Raw genomic sequence first — 14,986 nt, forward strand, 5'->3', positions numbered from 1 at the left:
AAACAGAAAGATCAACTGGTAGTAATCCGTACTGAACATATTATACATTATTTTCAGTATAGTTGAGCTTATTATTGACTAGAGTCATGCTCTTTAGGCTCTTGCAGGGAGCGGTAGGGTCGCTACCGAACGGCAGAGAAACGATTCGTTTGCTGGATCCCAGGCTCCCCCCTGGGGAAGTGGCTCGAACTCTAGAATGGCTGTAGCCTCGAACTGACGAGGAAGCTGAAGGTGGCTGTCCATTTTTCTCCGACTCAACCCAACTGAAATCACAGCATTTGAATTAGCAAATGATGCTTGAAAACTCCATCGTGCTCATCACCGGAGCCAGTAGCGGCATTGGGGCCGCTTGTGCCACCCTTTTTGCCCGTTCTGGAGCCCGCCTGATTCTGGTGGCCCGCCGTCAGGATCGGCTGCAGGAACTGGCTGGGGAATTGCAGCAGGCTTACGGCACTCCTTCCTACCTGCTGGCTTTGGATGTGCGGGATGGGGCAGCCGTGCAGCAGGCGCTTCAATCTTTGCCCTCGCCGTGGGACAACATCGACATCTTGGTCAACAATGCAGGTTTAAGTCGTGGCTTGGACAAGCTCCACATGGGGGCCTTGCAAGACTGGGAAGAGATGATCGATACCAACCTCAAGGGGTTGCTCTATGTTACCCGCGCCGTTTTGCCCGGCATGGTGGAGCGAGGTCGAGGCCATGTGGTGAACATCGGCTCCATTGCCGGTCGGCAGACCTACCCAGGTGGCGCTGTGTATTGCGCTTCTAAGGCCGCCGTGCGGGCCATCTCCGAGGGGCTGAAGCTGGATTTACTGGGCACCCCCATTCGCGTCACCGAGATTCAGCCGGGCCTGGTGGAAACCGAGTTCAGCCAAGTGCGCTTCCGTGGGGATCGCGCCCGCGCGGCAGCAGTGTATCAGGGCCTCACCCCCTTGACGGCGATGGATGTGGCTGAAGTGGTGGTGTTTGCGGCAACCCGTCCCCCCCACGTGAACATCAGCGAGATCTTGCTTGTGCCCACCGACCAAGCCAGTACCACCCTCGTACATCGTCGATAAGAGGCCGGCAACCGGTCTTTCGCCTCCACTCTTGCTTCCCTGAGCGACAATGACAGCAAAGGTGGTGGGAACATGGGACTGGAAGCCGGGATCTTGATCGGGTTGGGAGTGGGTTTGTTTTGCACGTTGCTCCTGCTGTGGCAGACTCGGCGCCGTTTCAGACGCGAATTGCAGCGGTTGGGATCCCTGGTGCATCTGGCCATGCCCCTCCACTCCCTGGAACAGATGCTCAGCTTGCTCAGCCGTCATCTTCGCCAACAAGATCTGGATTGGGCCAACCAAAAACAGCAACTGCAAAACTGGCAATACCTGAGTCAGCGGCTCCCTTGGGGATATCTGCGGGTAGACGAAAACAACGTGGTGCTGGAGTGCAATCCTGCCGCCCAGCGCCTGCTGCGCATCAGCCAATGGCAGCCGGGCATCAAGCTCTTGCTGGAATGGGTGCGCTCCTACGAGTTGGATCAGCTCATCGAGGCTACCCGCCGACAGGAGACCGCTGCTCCTGTCCAAAGTCGCGAATGGATTTTCTACCCTTCCGGTGGGGATGGCAAACCGATTCCGCTGCGGGCTTGGGGGCTGCTGCTGCCGCAAGCGCACGTGGCCATTTTTTTAGAAGACCGGCTGGAAGCAAAAATGCTGGCCCAACAGCGGGATCGCTGGGCTTCGGATGTGGCTCACGAGCTGAAAACCCCCCTCACCTCCATTCGCTTGCTGGCCGAAACTTTACAAAGCCGGGTCGATGCCGCTCAAGCAGTCTGGGTGGAACGATTGCTAAATGAAACTCTGCGCCTGAGCCATTTGGTTCAAGACTTGCTCGAACTCAGCGCCCTCAATTTGGGAGCCGCATCCCGCTCCCAATGGCGTTGGGTGGATCTGGCAAGTCTGGTGCAGGAAGCCTGGCAAAGTTTGGAGCCGTTGGCCAAACCCCGCCACCAGGAACTGCACCTGAGCGGATTGTCCCAGATTTACCTCTGGGGAGATGAGCAACGCCTATACCGCCTCATCCTCAATCTCTTGGACAACGCCGTCAAGTATGGCAAGCCCGACTCTCCTATCCATGTGGTGCTTTCGGAGCAGGGATCCCAGGTGCGGCTAGAGGTGTATGATCACGGCCCCGGCCTGCCAGAGGATCAATTTGAGTTGGTCTTCCAGCCCTTTTACCGCACCGACACTGCGCGGGCCCGCAGCAAAGGCGGAACCGGCCTAGGGCTGGCAATTGTGCGACAAATTGTCGAAGTTCACGGGGGCACCATCCAACTGCGCAATCACCCGCAAACCGGTGGGCTGTGGGTTCAGGTGGAACTGCCCCGGAAGCACCTGGATCCCTTGTGAAGCCTATCCGAAAACGCTCGCGTCAGTGGCCCGCAGCCAGAATCTGGCCGAGAATCGCTCAAGATTTCCCTGCTGCAGGGCTATCCATCTCAGGGGTGATCCCCTAGAATTGGGGTAGGTAATCTTTACAGTTCATCTTAAGCAGGCATTCGGGATGGGTACTGACTATCATTCCGCAGACTTGTTGTCCGAACGGGAGCTGCAGGTCATTGAGTTGATTGCAGCAGGACTGACCAATCAGGACATCGCGGAACGCCTAGAGATCAGCAAGCGCACTGTTGACAATCACATCAGCAATATTTTGAGCAAGACCCGAACGGCAAATCGGGTGGCCTTAGTACGCTGGGCCTTGCAATGGGGAAAGATTTGCCTGGATCAGGTAAACTGCTGCACTTTGGTCGATGACAAAATTGCTTAGTCCCATCCCATTTTGCCGGTCAAGTGTCCAGCAAAGAGTGTTGAGCGGGGGGGTTTTGGTGACTGTATTGCCCAGAAGTTATAGTCATTTCAATGAGGAATGAAACTGTTCCGTTGCAGTGCTTTCTAGCTCTTCTCTCTCTTAGGGAGAGGGATTGGGGGGCTCGCGGAAGTGATGCGGAGCATTTGGGCGACACCGCGGAGTAGTTAGGAAGCGTCTTAATCTAACTTGAAGTGACTATACTTGAGTTATTTTGAGCTACGTTGATTGGGTTGTCATACGTGAGCGTCCCCAAGCTGAAACGCTACGCTGTTCGCTACGATTCTATGCCCCTGATGGTTTATCGAGAATTGGCTGCCCATTTGGCTTGTGTTTCAGGGGTGAAAACGGAGCTGGAGTGGAAAAAAAACTCCACCTTTCGCTACCAAGACAGCCAAATAGAGGCATTGCATATTCATCAAGAACCCGATGCCGACATAGAACAAATTAAGCGTATTCTTGACCACTATGGAGCGTGGCAGTATAGCCCCTTAGAAGACTAGCTCTCTCTGCAACCCAAAAGGGATCCCTAGGGATAGGGATCCCCGGATGATTCCTCTGCAAGGTCTGGGAAAAACCAGTTCAGCGAGCAGCTTGGCCTTGGGCAGGCAGGTGCAGCTTACGAGCCAGGCCCAATCTCGCCAACAGCCAAATGGCCCAGTAGGTCATGTCGATCTCCCACCAACGCAAACCGGCCTTAACGCACTTCGGGTCGGCATGATGGTTGTTGTGCCAGCCTTCACCATAGGTTAGAATGGCCGCCCACCAAAGGTTACGGGCATTGTCGTTGCTCTCGAAAGTCCGGTAACCCCAGAAGTGGCTGGCCGAGTTGATTAACCAGGTGCAATGCAGTAGCAGCACTGTCCGCACGAAGATACCGTACACGACGAATGACCAGCCCCCCAGCAGGTAGAGTATTGCAGCCAACGGCAGTTGCAAAAGCAGAGCATACCTATCCAGCCAGCGGTAGAAGGGATCCCGAGCCAAGTCGGGCGCAAAGGCAGAATACTTCTCAGGGTTGAAAAATTCTTCGCGGTGGTAGATCAGCCAGAGTATGTGGCTCCACCAAAAGCCCTTACGAGCAGAATAGGGATCCTTCTCCTCGTCTTCGGTGAAGGCGTGGTGCTGACGATGGCCGCCCACCCAAAAGATCGGCCCCCCTTGAACGGCCAGGGCACCGAGAGTCGTGAAGACATATTCCAGCCACTTGGGCACCTGGAAACTACGATGGCTGAGCAGGCGGTGGTACCCCAAGCAGATGCCTAAGCTGCCGAAACACCAGTGGAGAAATAGGGCTACTCCCAGAGCGGGCCAGGAGAAGAAGAAAATGCCTCCCACCAAAGCCACCACGTGAAAAATGGCAAAGAAGAGCACATGTTCCCAAGCAAACCGAAAGGACTCTTGGGGCTCGGGCCGATTGAGCGGAGCGGGATGATTCAGCGATTGGCGAGAAAAAGAAGTGGTCATGAACCCACAAAACCTCAGAAGAAGAAGTAGACTAGACTGACTAGGAAAGAGCCAAAACACAAAGCCCAAGTTAAGGCCGCCGGATAACAGCGGCCCAACGTGAAAACGGAGTCAAACCCCTGAAGACACCGCCATAGCCAGCGGTGACTTGCTATGTGCTCCGCTGTGATGAACTTGGCTACACAGGAAGAAGAGGAGCAGAGGCAACGCTGCCGACATCCTCTCGCTTGACATTAAGCCTAGCGGTATTCCACCGTAAATGCAAGCGTCACTTGCAGCCCGCCGCAATTCTTCAGCTAGAAATCGCAGGAGCCCCGCACTGTACCCGTAGGGTCAGTGCCGGGAGGAATGCGAGGTTACAATAGAACCATGACCCAAGTCCTGACCGTCTCCTGCAAGCTCAAGGCGTCCCAGTCGCAAGCCGCCAAATTGGACGCGACTTTGGAGGCTTTTGGCCAAGCCTTGAACTGGGTCAACCAAAACACACCCGAGAAAGTCGCCAACGCCGTTAAGCTCCAGTCTCTGTGCTACCGCGAAATCCGCGCCCGGTTCGGCTTGTCCAGTAACTTGGCTCAGCAGGTCTGCAGACGGCTGGCCGGCGCCCGTAAAGTTGCCCGACAGAAAAACCGCCCCGTCAAAACGTTCAAGGGTGGCTTCGCTACCTACGATGCACGTATCTTTTCGTTCCGCGAGAAAGACTGGACGGTGTCGCTGACCACGGTGGAGGGTCGGGAGCGCTTTGAGCTGGCGATTGGCCGCTACCAGAGAGAACGGCTGGCGGGCTCCAATCCCAAATCTGCCACTCTGGTCAAGCGTAAAGACGGCTCCTACTCCATTCAAATCTGTGTGGAAACGGAGCCATCCCCACCGCAACGCACGGGTAGAGTGCTGGGGGTGGACTTGGGAAGGACAGATATTGCCCATACGTCAGAGGGTGATAACTGGAATGGACAGCAGTTGAACCGAATCCGAGACCACTACTCCAAGCTGAGGGCGGCACTCCAACGCAAAGCCAGTAAGGGCACACGCAGTTCGCGGCGCAGATGCAGAGAACTGTTGCAACGGCTGTCTGGCAAGGAGAGACGCTTTCAGTCGCGTCAGCGTTGCGTAGCAAAAACGTGGGTCAATCATCGCATCTCCAAAGCTATTGTCTCTAGGGCAAAAGCTACCAACAGCGCTATCGCCCTGGAAGACCTGACAGGGATCCGGAAAAGAGTCAATCAACAGCCACGCAGCAAAGCCGAGCGGCGCAGGGCCAACAGTTGGGCGTTCTACCAACTACGCCAGTTTCTGGAATACAAGGCGAGGGTTGCAGGGGTTTCTCTGGTTCTTGTGCCGCCTGCTTACACGTCGCAGACCTGTCACAAGTGTTTACACATCCATCCCGACCCTGCGCAATCCTACCGCAGTGGTAAGTCGTTCAAGTGTGGGCACTGTGGATGGGAAGGGGATGCGGATTTGAATGGTGCGAATGTGATTGCGCTCTTGGGGGCTGCCGTAAACCAGCCTAGAGGTTCGGGCCTGTTTTGTTCTCTGGTAGGGCAGAGCAGGCTCAGGGCTACTGAAAGCCCGCTCCGTACCGCTTAGCGGTCGGAGCCGGGTAGTTTACGTTTTCTCCTCACTATGGCACGTCCTTCTTCTCGGCAAAGGCTGCTGAATGCGGCTCGGGAGCTGTTCGTTCGTCAGGGCATCACCCAGACCACCACCCGTCAAATTGCAGATTTGGCCGGAGTGAATGAGGTCACCCTGTTTCGGCACTTCGGCACCAAGCAAGGGTTACTCCTGGCCGTATTTGGGGAGCTGGGGGTCTTTTCCGGCATAGCCGATCTGCCCCTGAAGGCGGATCCCGCCCCCTCTCAAGGTTCTGGGTTGCAAGCCATTCTCCTGCGCTATGTCCACACCTGTTTTCGGGCTTTGGCCGACAATCCTGAGCTGGTGCGCTCCCTGGTCGGGGAGGCTGGCCTTTATTCTGAGGAGCATCGTCGCGCCTTGCGGCTGGGTTTTTCTCAGGCCCAAGAACAACTGACAGAGTATTTGCGGCGATTTCCCAACTCTGAGTTGCAATCTGTCGAGCCAGATCGCCTTAATGCAGCCGTTGGGGTTTTGCATGTGATGATTTTGGGAGCAGCCATGCTGGCAGTAACCGCCGAGTTGCCCACCGTTCACGCCGACGGGGCGGAGCCCTCTGTCGAGGAGCAGAATGAGGAGAAACCGGCAGATAAACAATCAGAAGAAAGCGCTGAACTCGACAGGATACCCTCCCTCCTGCAAGCCTGCGTGGAGCTGTGGATGGCAGGCGTGACCAGAATGACAGAACCTACGCCGTAGCGCAGCCACCCACAATTGGACAAGGCTCTCCAAGTGCCCTAGGTGGGCATGCGATACAGCTTCTCCCAACGACACACTGACTACGGCCAATAAATAGCCCCAGACCACAGGGATCCCGGCAACCTGCAGAACTCCCGTGAGCTCGGAACAAACTCTCTCTGTGTGCAAATAGATGTGCAAACAGGTAGATGTGCAAGTAGAAAAGAGAGGAGGTTGTAAGCCGGGTTCTGTAGTGCAGAGTTGCACTGGCGATCATCTATCTGGGAGTGATGTTACCATCACCCTCTAGCGGCTCACCACCATCGAGAGCACCCTTCCCCACTTTGGGTACCGTGACCTCGATGCAACCGACAGGGGCGAAGAACAGCCATAGTCCTGCGGCTGCGGCCTTGCTTTCCACCGGGGTTTACCGAGCCAACGCCTCACGACGTTGCTGGTGGGCTCTTACCCCACCTTTGCACCCTTACCTGTGCTGGGATCCCAGCCATCGGCGGTATGTTTCTGTGGCACTATCCTCGCGGTTACCCGCACTGGGCTTTCCCCAGCGGTGTGTTCTTCTGAAAGCCCGGACTTTCCTCATCCCGCTGTCTGGTGGCGACAGCAAGGACGCGATCGCCTGCCCCTCCTCTCTCTTCAGCTCGATCCTACTGCATCTTCCAAACCTAGAAAATCCCGGAAATCGGTACAAACTCCACGTGATCGGGAATGTTGGGGGCCACATGCAGGATTTGTTGGTTCAGATCCATCACCACAGCCGCTACGCTTTCGGTGCGATCCCAGACGGGCAGATGGGGATCCGGATAGCGGCAGATGCAGTGGGGGGCATTCGTCCGGTCCTGTAGGATTTTTTGAAGAGTGACCGCCTCTAGGGTTCCGGTTTGAGCGCTCTGGCGAAGCAAATGATAGGCCCGTTCTAGCCTTGTGGAGGATCCTATATGGGGGGGCAGCTCATCTTCTCGCAAGGCCGGATCCAGGAAATGATTGGTGTGGGCGAGGATCCCTCCTTGAGGGAGATGCAGGCCAATTCCTCGTGGACTGATTTCAAAGCTGGTCGCCTTAGCGGGCTGTAGGCCTGTCGCCTGTCCTGTAATACCGGCAACGCTGACACAAGAGGAGGCGGTGTAGGGGTAGGATCCCACCCTCTCTACAGCCTGCTGCCACTCCTCGCACTCGAACAATAAGCGCAACAGCAGATGCACCGGCATTCCCTCGGTTTGCCCATCTAGGGTAGAGCGCAAGAGGTTGAGGGCTACGGCCAACCCTGCTTGATTGAGGCCAATTTTGGCCAGGATCCCAGCTTCGGTCAGGGTGAGGTAGGCAGGGTGGGTATCGGAGCGAACGCACAACAGCACACAGGCCCTGCGCTGCTCCCCAAGCCAATCCCAGGTTTGGGCCAGATAGGTGTGGTGGGTGGAGGTAACCTGGGGCAAGGCCGCCAGGGTGGTGCATTCTCCTCCATCCGGGTTGGCTTGGGCTGGATCGATGAGATCAATCCCCTTGAATTCATGAGCAGGATCCGGTGGGTGCTGGGGCACCCCGTTTTGGAGATTGTGTTCCAGAGCAGCGGCGCAGTCGGGATGGGATCCACCGACAACCGATCTGGATAAAATCTCGGTGCGCAAATTGAGGGCCAGAATCTCGGCAAAACGGAAGCCACTCCCCGCGGCAATGCCTTGGATTTCTTCCAGCAGGTGGGGCACGTGGCGCTCTAGCCAGGGCAGGGATCCCTCTGCTTGGGTCTGGGCCTGCTGCCAGGTGAGACCACAGCGGTAGGCAAATTGGCGGGCGTAACTAGCAATGCTGTGGCGAATGAGTTGGGCCGCCTGGGATCCATACTGTTGGCCTCGTTGCTGGGGATCCCCGTGCAAATGAAGAATGGGGAACATGGCGCCTATTCGCCCTCTCAACTCCCTTCAACAGGTTTAACTTCAACAGGTTTAATAGGTGGGCAAAGAGGGATCCACCTCACAGGCCCAGGCATGAATGCCGCCGCTGATGTTATAAACCTGGGTGAACCCGTTGGCCTGTAGCCACCGGCTCATCTGAGCAGAGCGGAGGCCATGATGACAGAGCACAAAAGTTGGCTGATCTGGATCCAGCTCTGTGAGGATCCGTTCCCTCCATTCCTCGTACTGGCTCAAGGGGTAGTTGCGAAAGCCCAGGGCATTTAAATTCACCAGCTCCAGCTCTGCCGGTTCCCGCACATCGATCAATTGCAGAGGGCCGGCCTCGGGATCCTGTAGGTATTGGGCCATCTGTTGTGGTGTAATGGAGCGGATGGAAGAGGACATCAATCGACTCAAGCCTACACGGATCCCCTCTCAAGATACACCGGCTCAATGGCTGCCCTGAGACTGCCTGCAAGGGTTAAGATGACACCTTGATTTGGGCTTAGCCTGGGTATGGCTGTGCAACGCTTTTTGATCGACACGGATACGGCGGGAGATGATGTTACCTCGCTGCTCTTTGGGCTGCTCTGGCCCAACAGCATCCTACAGGGCTGCCCGCCGGGGTGAGTTTCATTCGAGATCCCTTTGCGGAAGTGCCCAAACCCGCCGATTATGCCAGCATCTGCAGCGGAGATACCCGTCCGCTGTTCTTTATCGGTGTGGATGCTAACCAAAACTACCTGGGGGATACCGATAACAACCCTGCCACCCTCAACCACGGTCTCACCTCGATGCTGAAGCGGGTGGATATGGCCACCTATGAAGTGATTCGCAGCGTGGTGGAAGGCAACTTTAAGGCAACTTTGTCGGCGGCATTCAAACCTTTGGCCTGGAGAACGAGGGTGTGGGCTATGCCCTGGATGAATACAACCAAGCCTTGCTCTCAGCGGATTTGGTGGCTGCTGTGGAAGCGGTGAAGCAAGACATCCTCGCCGGAACCCTCGAAGTACCTGAAGAGCGCTAGATTTTTGAGATTTTTGTTGCCGATTGATTGCGGATCCCTGGCGAAGCCTTGACTAAACAGAGGATCCATCAGAGGATGCTTTTGCTGAGGGCATTGGATCCCAGCTTGGCCATCTGTACCTTGACCCCGTGGCAGTTGTTTGTTGCTCTTGTTTGTTGCTGTAACAACCTTAACCGCTAAGCGCTTGTAAGGGGCTTTCCACCTATGCTTGGCCAAGTATCCAAATCTGGTTGGGGGATCTGTTCAGCCTTGCTGCCTCTGTTGGCGGGGGTTGCCCTCGGCTGTGGGGGTGGCGGCGGCAGTTCTCCACCTCTTCCTCCGCCAGGTGGCGGGCCCATCATCCTGAGAGTGGATCCGGCCAGTGGCCCCTTTACCAAACTGGCAGACGCAGTTGCAGAGGCGCAGCGACTTCAGACTGCCACAGCCGGCCTGGAGGTGCTGATCGAGATTTTGGGGACGGGCAGGGAAACTTTGCAAAGCAACCTGGCCCTGGATGGCGGCGATGGCACCAACGGCGGTCGCATTCGCATCACCAGCTCCACCGCCTATGAGATCCTGACCGGGCTCTTTGACGTGATTGTAGCCGGCCAAACCAGCCTGCAGGGGGTAGATGTGGTGCTGGGGGGTGGACGGGTGCAGGTGAACAACGGCACTTTTCAGCCGCGCAAGGTCACCCTCAACGACCCTCGCTCCAACATCTTGGTCAACGGCAATGCTGCGGTTCTAGAGGGAGCCTTGAACCAATTGGCCGAGATTTTGTGCCAGCAATTTTTGGATCCCTGTGTGCAGATCTCTGGGAATGGCCGGGTCAGCCGTGTCTCGCCGATTGTCAGTAAAACGGGTGGGGTGGGCATAGGCACTGTGCCGGGCAGCAATCCCATCCTTGAAAACAACACAATTCTCCTGCAGGCTTTGGGGGCTTTGGCCGTTCGCTATGGTGACAACTCCGGCGGGATCTTCCGCAACAACCAAATCGAAGGGGATCCACCCACGGCTGGAGCCGGCTTGGTACTGCAGGCGCGGCAAGCAGGTACGAGTGGCACTACCGGGATTCAGCTGGATGGGGCAGGCTCAATTCCATCCATTCAATCCAACCGGATCGGCGTGGGCAGGATAGCCGGCAGTGTCGGCATTCGTATTTTGCAGGGAACCCAGGCCCGCACCATTTCCGGGAATACGTTCCTAGCTCGGGGCGAGGGCGTAGGAGTGGCAATTCAGGCGGCCCCCGGCACCCCAGATGCGGTAGTCGCAGCCTACCTGGCTGGCAATACTTTCCAAGGAAACTTTGCTCAGAGGGTCACTGGGGAACCTGCGCCCACGCCAACTCCTGCACCGACACCCTCTCCCACCCCCACTCCTGCACCGACACCCTCTCCCACCCCCACACCTCCAGTATTGGGCACCGGCCCCATTCAAGTTACCTTGAGTTGGAACACCATCGATGACCTTGACCTGTATGTTACGGATCCCACGCAGCAGACCGTGTTTTTTAACAACCGAATTGTCCCTTCTGGAGGACGGCTGGATGTGGATGCCAATGCCGACTGTGTTGCCGTAACCCAAAATGCTGTGGAGAATGTCTTTTGGGCTTCCACCCCGCCCTCAGGGCCATACTTCATCGAGGTGAGATTGTTCCGGCGCTGCTCCCAATCAACTGCTCCCATTCCCTTTACCGTAACGGTTCGCAAGAGCGGAAACGTCGCGCAGACTTTTAGCGGCTTGGCCACATCCCCTGGCTTGGCGGGTAGGTTTACGTTTTCCTTCCCCTGAAGTTAGCCAAGGCTGGCAGCCATCTGCCCTGCCCACGTATGGCCATTTTGGTTCAGACTAGGACACCACACCTATACTCATACTCAGATCTTTGATTGCAGATCGCAGGGTTCAGAAGACCTTATTTCTGCGCCCCAGGCATCTCCTTCCCACTAAGGACAGCTCCAACTTCGCGGCCTCGACGCTTTTTCTGGCCATCACCTTGCGGCAGCGGGCGATGCTGGAAGGCAGTCCCACAAGTTCAAACAGTCACATCCCCTGGGAAAGGGGCTAGGGGTGGCGGACAGCGGCGCGGAGCGCTTTGCGTCAGCATGAGTGCGGGAGTATGTCACGCTATTCCGCAGCAGCCTTGGCTGCTTTCGCTTCGGCTTCCTTAGCAGCTTTGGCCGCTCTCATTTCCGCCAGAATCTCCTCCGGTCGTTTGCCAGCCCGCTGGGATCCAGCAGGCAAGTCGTGGGGATCGATTACCCCTTTGGGCAGATAGGCAAATTCTCGCAAGGGGGTCACCATCGGGTCTTCGGTAACCTTAGAGGGCAGACGGCCCATCGCCACCTGATGGTAGTTGAGGTCATGGCGGTCGTAAGCGGCCAGCTCATAATCCTCGGTTACCGAGAGGCAGTTGGTGGGGCAAAACTCCACACAATTGGCGCAGAAAATGCACACCCCAAAATCAATGCTGTAGCTGTAAAGCTCCTTTTTCTTCAGCTCTGGGTTGTAGGCCCAATCCACCACCGGCAGGTCAATTGGGCAAACTCGAACACAGATCTCGCAGGCAATGCACTTGTCGAACTCGAAGTGGATGCGTCCCCGAAAGCGCTCAGAGGGGATCAGCTTTTCGAAGGGGTATTGCACGGTTACCGGGCGCCGGCCCATGTGGTCGAAGACAACCCCCATCCCTTGGCCGATGTACTTGGCGGCTCGGAAGGCATCGCCCACATATTCTTTGACACGCTTTAGAAAAGTCATGGTCTATGTTCTCCCTCTCTGGCCTCTTTACTTCTCATTCAACCCCCAAAAAAGGTGGGGAAGGCGAGCTTTAGGGCTGCCGTCAGCAGCAAGTTAACAAAGGATACGGGCAGCAAAAACTTCCACCCCAAGTCCAGCAGTTGGTCAATGCGCACCCGCGGCAAGGTCCAGCGCAGCAGGATGGCCAAGAAGATGAAGATAAAAGCTTTGACCATCGTCATGACAATGCCTAAGGCCGCCGCGCCGATCTGCAAGAAAGGGTTATCCAAAGGAATCCCGGCAAGTGCAGCAATCGTTTCCACCGGCACCACAAACGACCAACCCCCCAAGTACAGCACTGCCGCAATCAGAGAAGCCAGCAGCAAGTTGGCGTAGGATCCCAGATAAAACAGGGCAAACTTCATGCCGGAGTACTCCGTTTGGTAACCGGCCACCAGCTCTTCTTCTGCTTCCGGCAAATCGAACGGGATCCGCTCCGTTTCCGCCAGAGCCGAGATCAGGAAAATGACAAAGCCAATGGGCTGCCGCCAGACGTTCCAGCTCAGAATGCCCAGGCCGCTCTGCTGTTCGACGATCCCCACCGTGTCCAGACCGTTGCTCATCAACACCACGGCCAACACTGACAGGGCCAGCGGCAGTTCGTAGCTGATCGATTGAGCTGCCGCGCGTAGCCCACCCAGCAAGGAGTACTTGTTATTGGAACCGTAGCCCGACATCAACAAACCGATGGGTTGCACGCTGGAGGTGGCGATCAGGAAAAACACGCCAATGGCAATGTTGGAGATCAATAGGTTCTGGCCAAAGGGAACCACCAGGTAGCACAAAAAGACGGGCAGGAAAACCAATATCGGCCCCAGCGTAAACAAGACTGGGTCGGCCAAGATGGGCAGAACATCTTCTTTGGTCAGCAGCTTGATGCCATCGGCAATCGGGATCAGCACTCCCTGAGGGCCGGCCATGTTGGGGCCAATCCGCTGTTGGGCTGCTGCCGAGATTTTTCGCTCCAGCCAGGTCATGACCATCACCCCCAAGGTGGCGGCGATGATCAGCAGCAACATGGGCAGGGGCATCCAGAGGGCATGGGCTGCGCCTGCTCCCAAGCCTAGGTTCTGTAGGGCAGTCTCGAAGCCAAGTTGTAGGTCGATACCAGCGTTTGTCATGGGGGTGAGTAGCTCCCTAGAGATGGCGGGTTGGGTAGGGTTTGGGATCCCTGTAGCTAAGTTTTCCCGTTGGGATCCGATTGGGGGGGACGGTTGCGGCGGCGTAGCTCCTGCTGGATGATGGCCTGAAGGCGAGCATCAGATAGCTCTTCCGCGCGGCGGCGCCTTTCCTCTTGGTACTTAGCCCATTGCTTGGGGCCGATAACCGCAGCAATGACAGACACAATCAACAGCGGCAGAACCAAGATCGCCCAGGCCATCGCCTTTGTCCTCGCTTTCCGTAAGTATCTTAGCGATTCCTAGCGATCCACCTCGCCCATGATGATGTCAATGCTGCCGAGGATGGCGATCATGTCGGCTACCTTCATGCCGCGAATGAGCTGAGGCAACACTTGCAAATTGACAAAGCCGGGGGGACGGATCTTCCAGCGCCAGGGGCAAACGTTGTCGTCTCCCACGATGTAAATGCCCAGCTCTCCTTTGGCGCTCTCCACCCGCACGTAGGCTTCCCCTTTGGGGATCTTGAAATTGGCGGAAGGCTTTTTGCTGATGAACTGGTAGTCCCCTTTGTTCCACTCCGACTTCGGCCCCTCCAGCATCCGCTTGGCTTCCAGGTTTTCAAAGGGGCCTCCTGGCAAAGCCTTGACGGCTTGCTGCACGATCTTGCAGGACTCGCGCATCTCTTTCATGCGCACCCGATAGCGGGCCAGGCAATCCCCTTCGGGGTAAACGGCCACCTCCCAGTCGAAGTCGTCGTAGCACTCGTAGTGATCCACTTTGCGCAGATCCCAGTTGACGCCGCAGGCCCGCAACATGGGACCCGACAGACCCCAGTTGATGGCGTCTTGCTTGGAGATGGCTCCCACCCCTTCCAGCCGCCGGCGGAAAATCGGGTTGTCGGTAACCAGCCGCTCGTATTCATCCACTTTGGGCAAGAAATACTCGCAAAAGTCTAGGCATTTTTCCGTCCAGCCGTAGGGCAAGTCCACCGCCACGCCGCCCACCCGGAAATAGTTGTTGTTGATCAGGCGCATGCCGGTGACGGCTTCAAACAAGTCTAGGATCCACTCCCGCTCCCGCATGGCGTAGAGGAAGGGGGTTTGGGCGCCCAAATCTGCTAAGAAGGGGCCAAACCAGAGCAGGTGGTTGGTAATACGAGTTAGCTCCAACATGATCACCCGCAGGTAGCTGGCCCGTCTGGGCACGCTGATCCCGGCCAGTTTCTCAACGGCATTGACGGTGATGGCCTCGTTGAACATGCCGGCCCCGTAGTCCCAACGGGAGACGTAGGGCAGGTATTGCACCACCGTGCGGTTTTCGGCGATTTTCTCCATGCCGCGGTGCAAGTAGCCGATCACCGGTTCGCAATCGACGATGTTTTCGCCATCTAGGGTGACCAGCAAACGCAAAACCCCATGCATGGAGGGATGGTGCGGCCCAAAGTTGAGCAACATCCGGTCGGTACGGGTCTCGATCATGGGCATGGGCATAGCCGCCGCCTCCGCAACTGAAGAATGTTCATGGTCTGCAACATT

At 56.7% G+C, this 14,986-nt stretch carries 14 protein-coding genes, 1 other RNA gene and 1 pseudogene; 8 read left to right on the top strand and 8 right to left on the bottom strand.

The genetic code is table 11. The features are described 5' to 3' along the window. Positions 1 to 290 precede the first annotated feature (290 nt). The 4 genes from ACVWXE_RS00920 to ACVWXE_RS00935 all read left to right on the top strand — a co-directional run bounded on the left by ACVWXE_RS00920 (position 291) and on the right by ACVWXE_RS00935 (position 3,350). A complete protein-coding gene (locus ACVWXE_RS00920; protein WP_457489362.1) occupies positions 291 to 1,058 on the top strand; it encodes an SDR family oxidoreductase in 768 nt (255 codons plus the stop codon). Between the two features lie 72 nt (positions 1,059 to 1,130). Continuing rightward, the gene (locus tag ACVWXE_RS00925; RefSeq protein ID WP_457489363.1) at positions 1,131 to 2,390 is read left to right on the top strand and encodes a sensor histidine kinase; all 1,260 of its coding nucleotides are present in this window, start codon (positions 1,131 to 1,133) and stop codon (positions 2,388 to 2,390) included. Between the two features lie 154 nt (positions 2,391 to 2,544). Further along, the gene (pedR, locus tag ACVWXE_RS00930; RefSeq protein WP_011432496.1) at positions 2,545 to 2,808 is read left to right on the top strand and encodes a photosynthetic electron transport-dependent transcriptional regulator PedR; all 264 of its coding nucleotides are present in this window, start codon (positions 2,545 to 2,547) and stop codon (positions 2,806 to 2,808) included. Positions 2,809 to 3,089: 281 nt separating this feature from the next. Next, positions 3,090 to 3,350, top strand: coding sequence for a hypothetical protein (locus tag ACVWXE_RS00935; protein WP_414343320.1), 261 nt, complete (start codon positions 3,090 to 3,092; stop codon positions 3,348 to 3,350). 79 nt (positions 3,351 to 3,429) lie between these two features. On the opposite strand, the gene ACVWXE_RS00940 is transcribed toward ACVWXE_RS00935, so the two are convergent. Further along, the gene (locus ACVWXE_RS00940) at positions 3,430 to 4,314 is read right to left on the bottom strand and encodes an acyl-CoA desaturase (RefSeq protein WP_414523215.1); all 885 of its coding nucleotides are present in this window, start codon (positions 4,312 to 4,314) and stop codon (positions 3,430 to 3,432) included. A gap of 369 nt (positions 4,315 to 4,683) precedes the next feature. Here ACVWXE_RS00940 and ACVWXE_RS00945 point away from each other — a divergent pair, with 369 nt between their 5' ends. Both ACVWXE_RS00945 and ACVWXE_RS00950 read left to right on the top strand, forming a co-directional pair. Next, positions 4,684 to 5,901, top strand: a complete 1,218-nt coding sequence (locus ACVWXE_RS00945) for an RNA-guided endonuclease InsQ/TnpB family protein (RefSeq protein WP_457489364.1) — start codon at positions 4,684 to 4,686, stop codon at positions 5,899 to 5,901. A gap of 36 nt (positions 5,902 to 5,937) precedes the next feature. Next, entirely contained in the window at positions 5,938 to 6,642 is a 705-nt protein-coding gene (locus ACVWXE_RS00950) for a TetR/AcrR family transcriptional regulator (RefSeq protein ID WP_457489365.1), read from the top strand. A gap of 200 nt (positions 6,643 to 6,842) precedes the next feature. Here ACVWXE_RS00950 and rnpB read toward each other — a convergent pair. The 3 genes from rnpB to ACVWXE_RS00965 all read right to left on the bottom strand — a co-directional run bounded on the left by rnpB (position 6,843) and on the right by ACVWXE_RS00965 (position 8,933). After that, positions 6,843 to 7,272: RNase P RNA component class A (gene rnpB / locus ACVWXE_RS00955), an RNA gene on the bottom strand. Positions 7,273 to 7,304: 32 nt separating this feature from the next. After that, positions 7,305 to 8,528: a C45 family autoproteolytic acyltransferase/hydolase gene (locus ACVWXE_RS00960; RefSeq protein WP_457489366.1), complete on the bottom strand. Its 1,224-nt coding sequence runs from the start codon at positions 8,526 to 8,528 to the stop codon at positions 7,305 to 7,307. Positions 8,529 to 8,579: 51 nt separating this feature from the next. Further along, the gene (locus ACVWXE_RS00965) at positions 8,580 to 8,933 is read right to left on the bottom strand and encodes a rhodanese-like domain-containing protein (RefSeq protein ID WP_457402089.1); all 354 of its coding nucleotides are present in this window, start codon (positions 8,931 to 8,933) and stop codon (positions 8,580 to 8,582) included. A gap of 221 nt (positions 8,934 to 9,154) precedes the next feature. Here ACVWXE_RS00965 and ACVWXE_RS00970 point away from each other — a divergent pair. Both ACVWXE_RS00970 and ACVWXE_RS00975 read left to right on the top strand, forming a co-directional pair. Beyond that, positions 9,155 to 9,555: pseudogene (locus tag ACVWXE_RS00970) on the top strand (BMP family lipoprotein); the annotation flags it as partial. 249 nt (positions 9,556 to 9,804) lie between these two features. Continuing rightward, positions 9,805 to 11,325, top strand: coding sequence for a right-handed parallel beta-helix repeat-containing protein (locus ACVWXE_RS00975; protein WP_457489367.1), 1,521 nt, complete (start codon positions 9,805 to 9,807; stop codon positions 11,323 to 11,325). A gap of 333 nt (positions 11,326 to 11,658) precedes the next feature. Here the strand turns inward: ACVWXE_RS00975 and ndhI are convergent, their stop codons facing one another. Genes ndhI through ACVWXE_RS00995 form a run of 4 tightly spaced genes read right to left on the bottom strand, consistent with a single transcriptional unit; the run spans position 11,659 to position 14,935 of the window. After that, complete coding sequence (gene ndhI, locus ACVWXE_RS00980) at positions 11,659 to 12,291, bottom strand: NAD(P)H-quinone oxidoreductase subunit I (RefSeq protein ID WP_414331863.1); 633 nt, start codon at positions 12,289 to 12,291, stop codon at positions 11,659 to 11,661. A 38-nt stretch (positions 12,292 to 12,329) separates the two neighbouring features. Then, entirely contained in the window at positions 12,330 to 13,451 is a 1,122-nt protein-coding gene (gene nuoH / locus ACVWXE_RS00985; RefSeq protein WP_414331864.1) for an NADH-quinone oxidoreductase subunit NuoH, read from the bottom strand. Positions 13,452 to 13,507: 56 nt separating this feature from the next. Next, positions 13,508 to 13,711, bottom strand: a complete 204-nt coding sequence (locus tag ACVWXE_RS00990) for a hypothetical protein (protein ID WP_011432507.1) — start codon at positions 13,709 to 13,711, stop codon at positions 13,508 to 13,510. Between the two features lie 39 nt (positions 13,712 to 13,750). Beyond that, complete coding sequence (locus ACVWXE_RS00995; RefSeq protein WP_041437160.1) at positions 13,751 to 14,935, bottom strand: NAD(P)H-quinone oxidoreductase subunit H; 1,185 nt, start codon at positions 14,933 to 14,935, stop codon at positions 13,751 to 13,753. Positions 14,936 to 14,986 lie beyond the last annotated feature (51 nt).

The sequence above is a fragment of the Thermostichus sp. MS-CIW-41 genome (assembly GCF_054058915.1).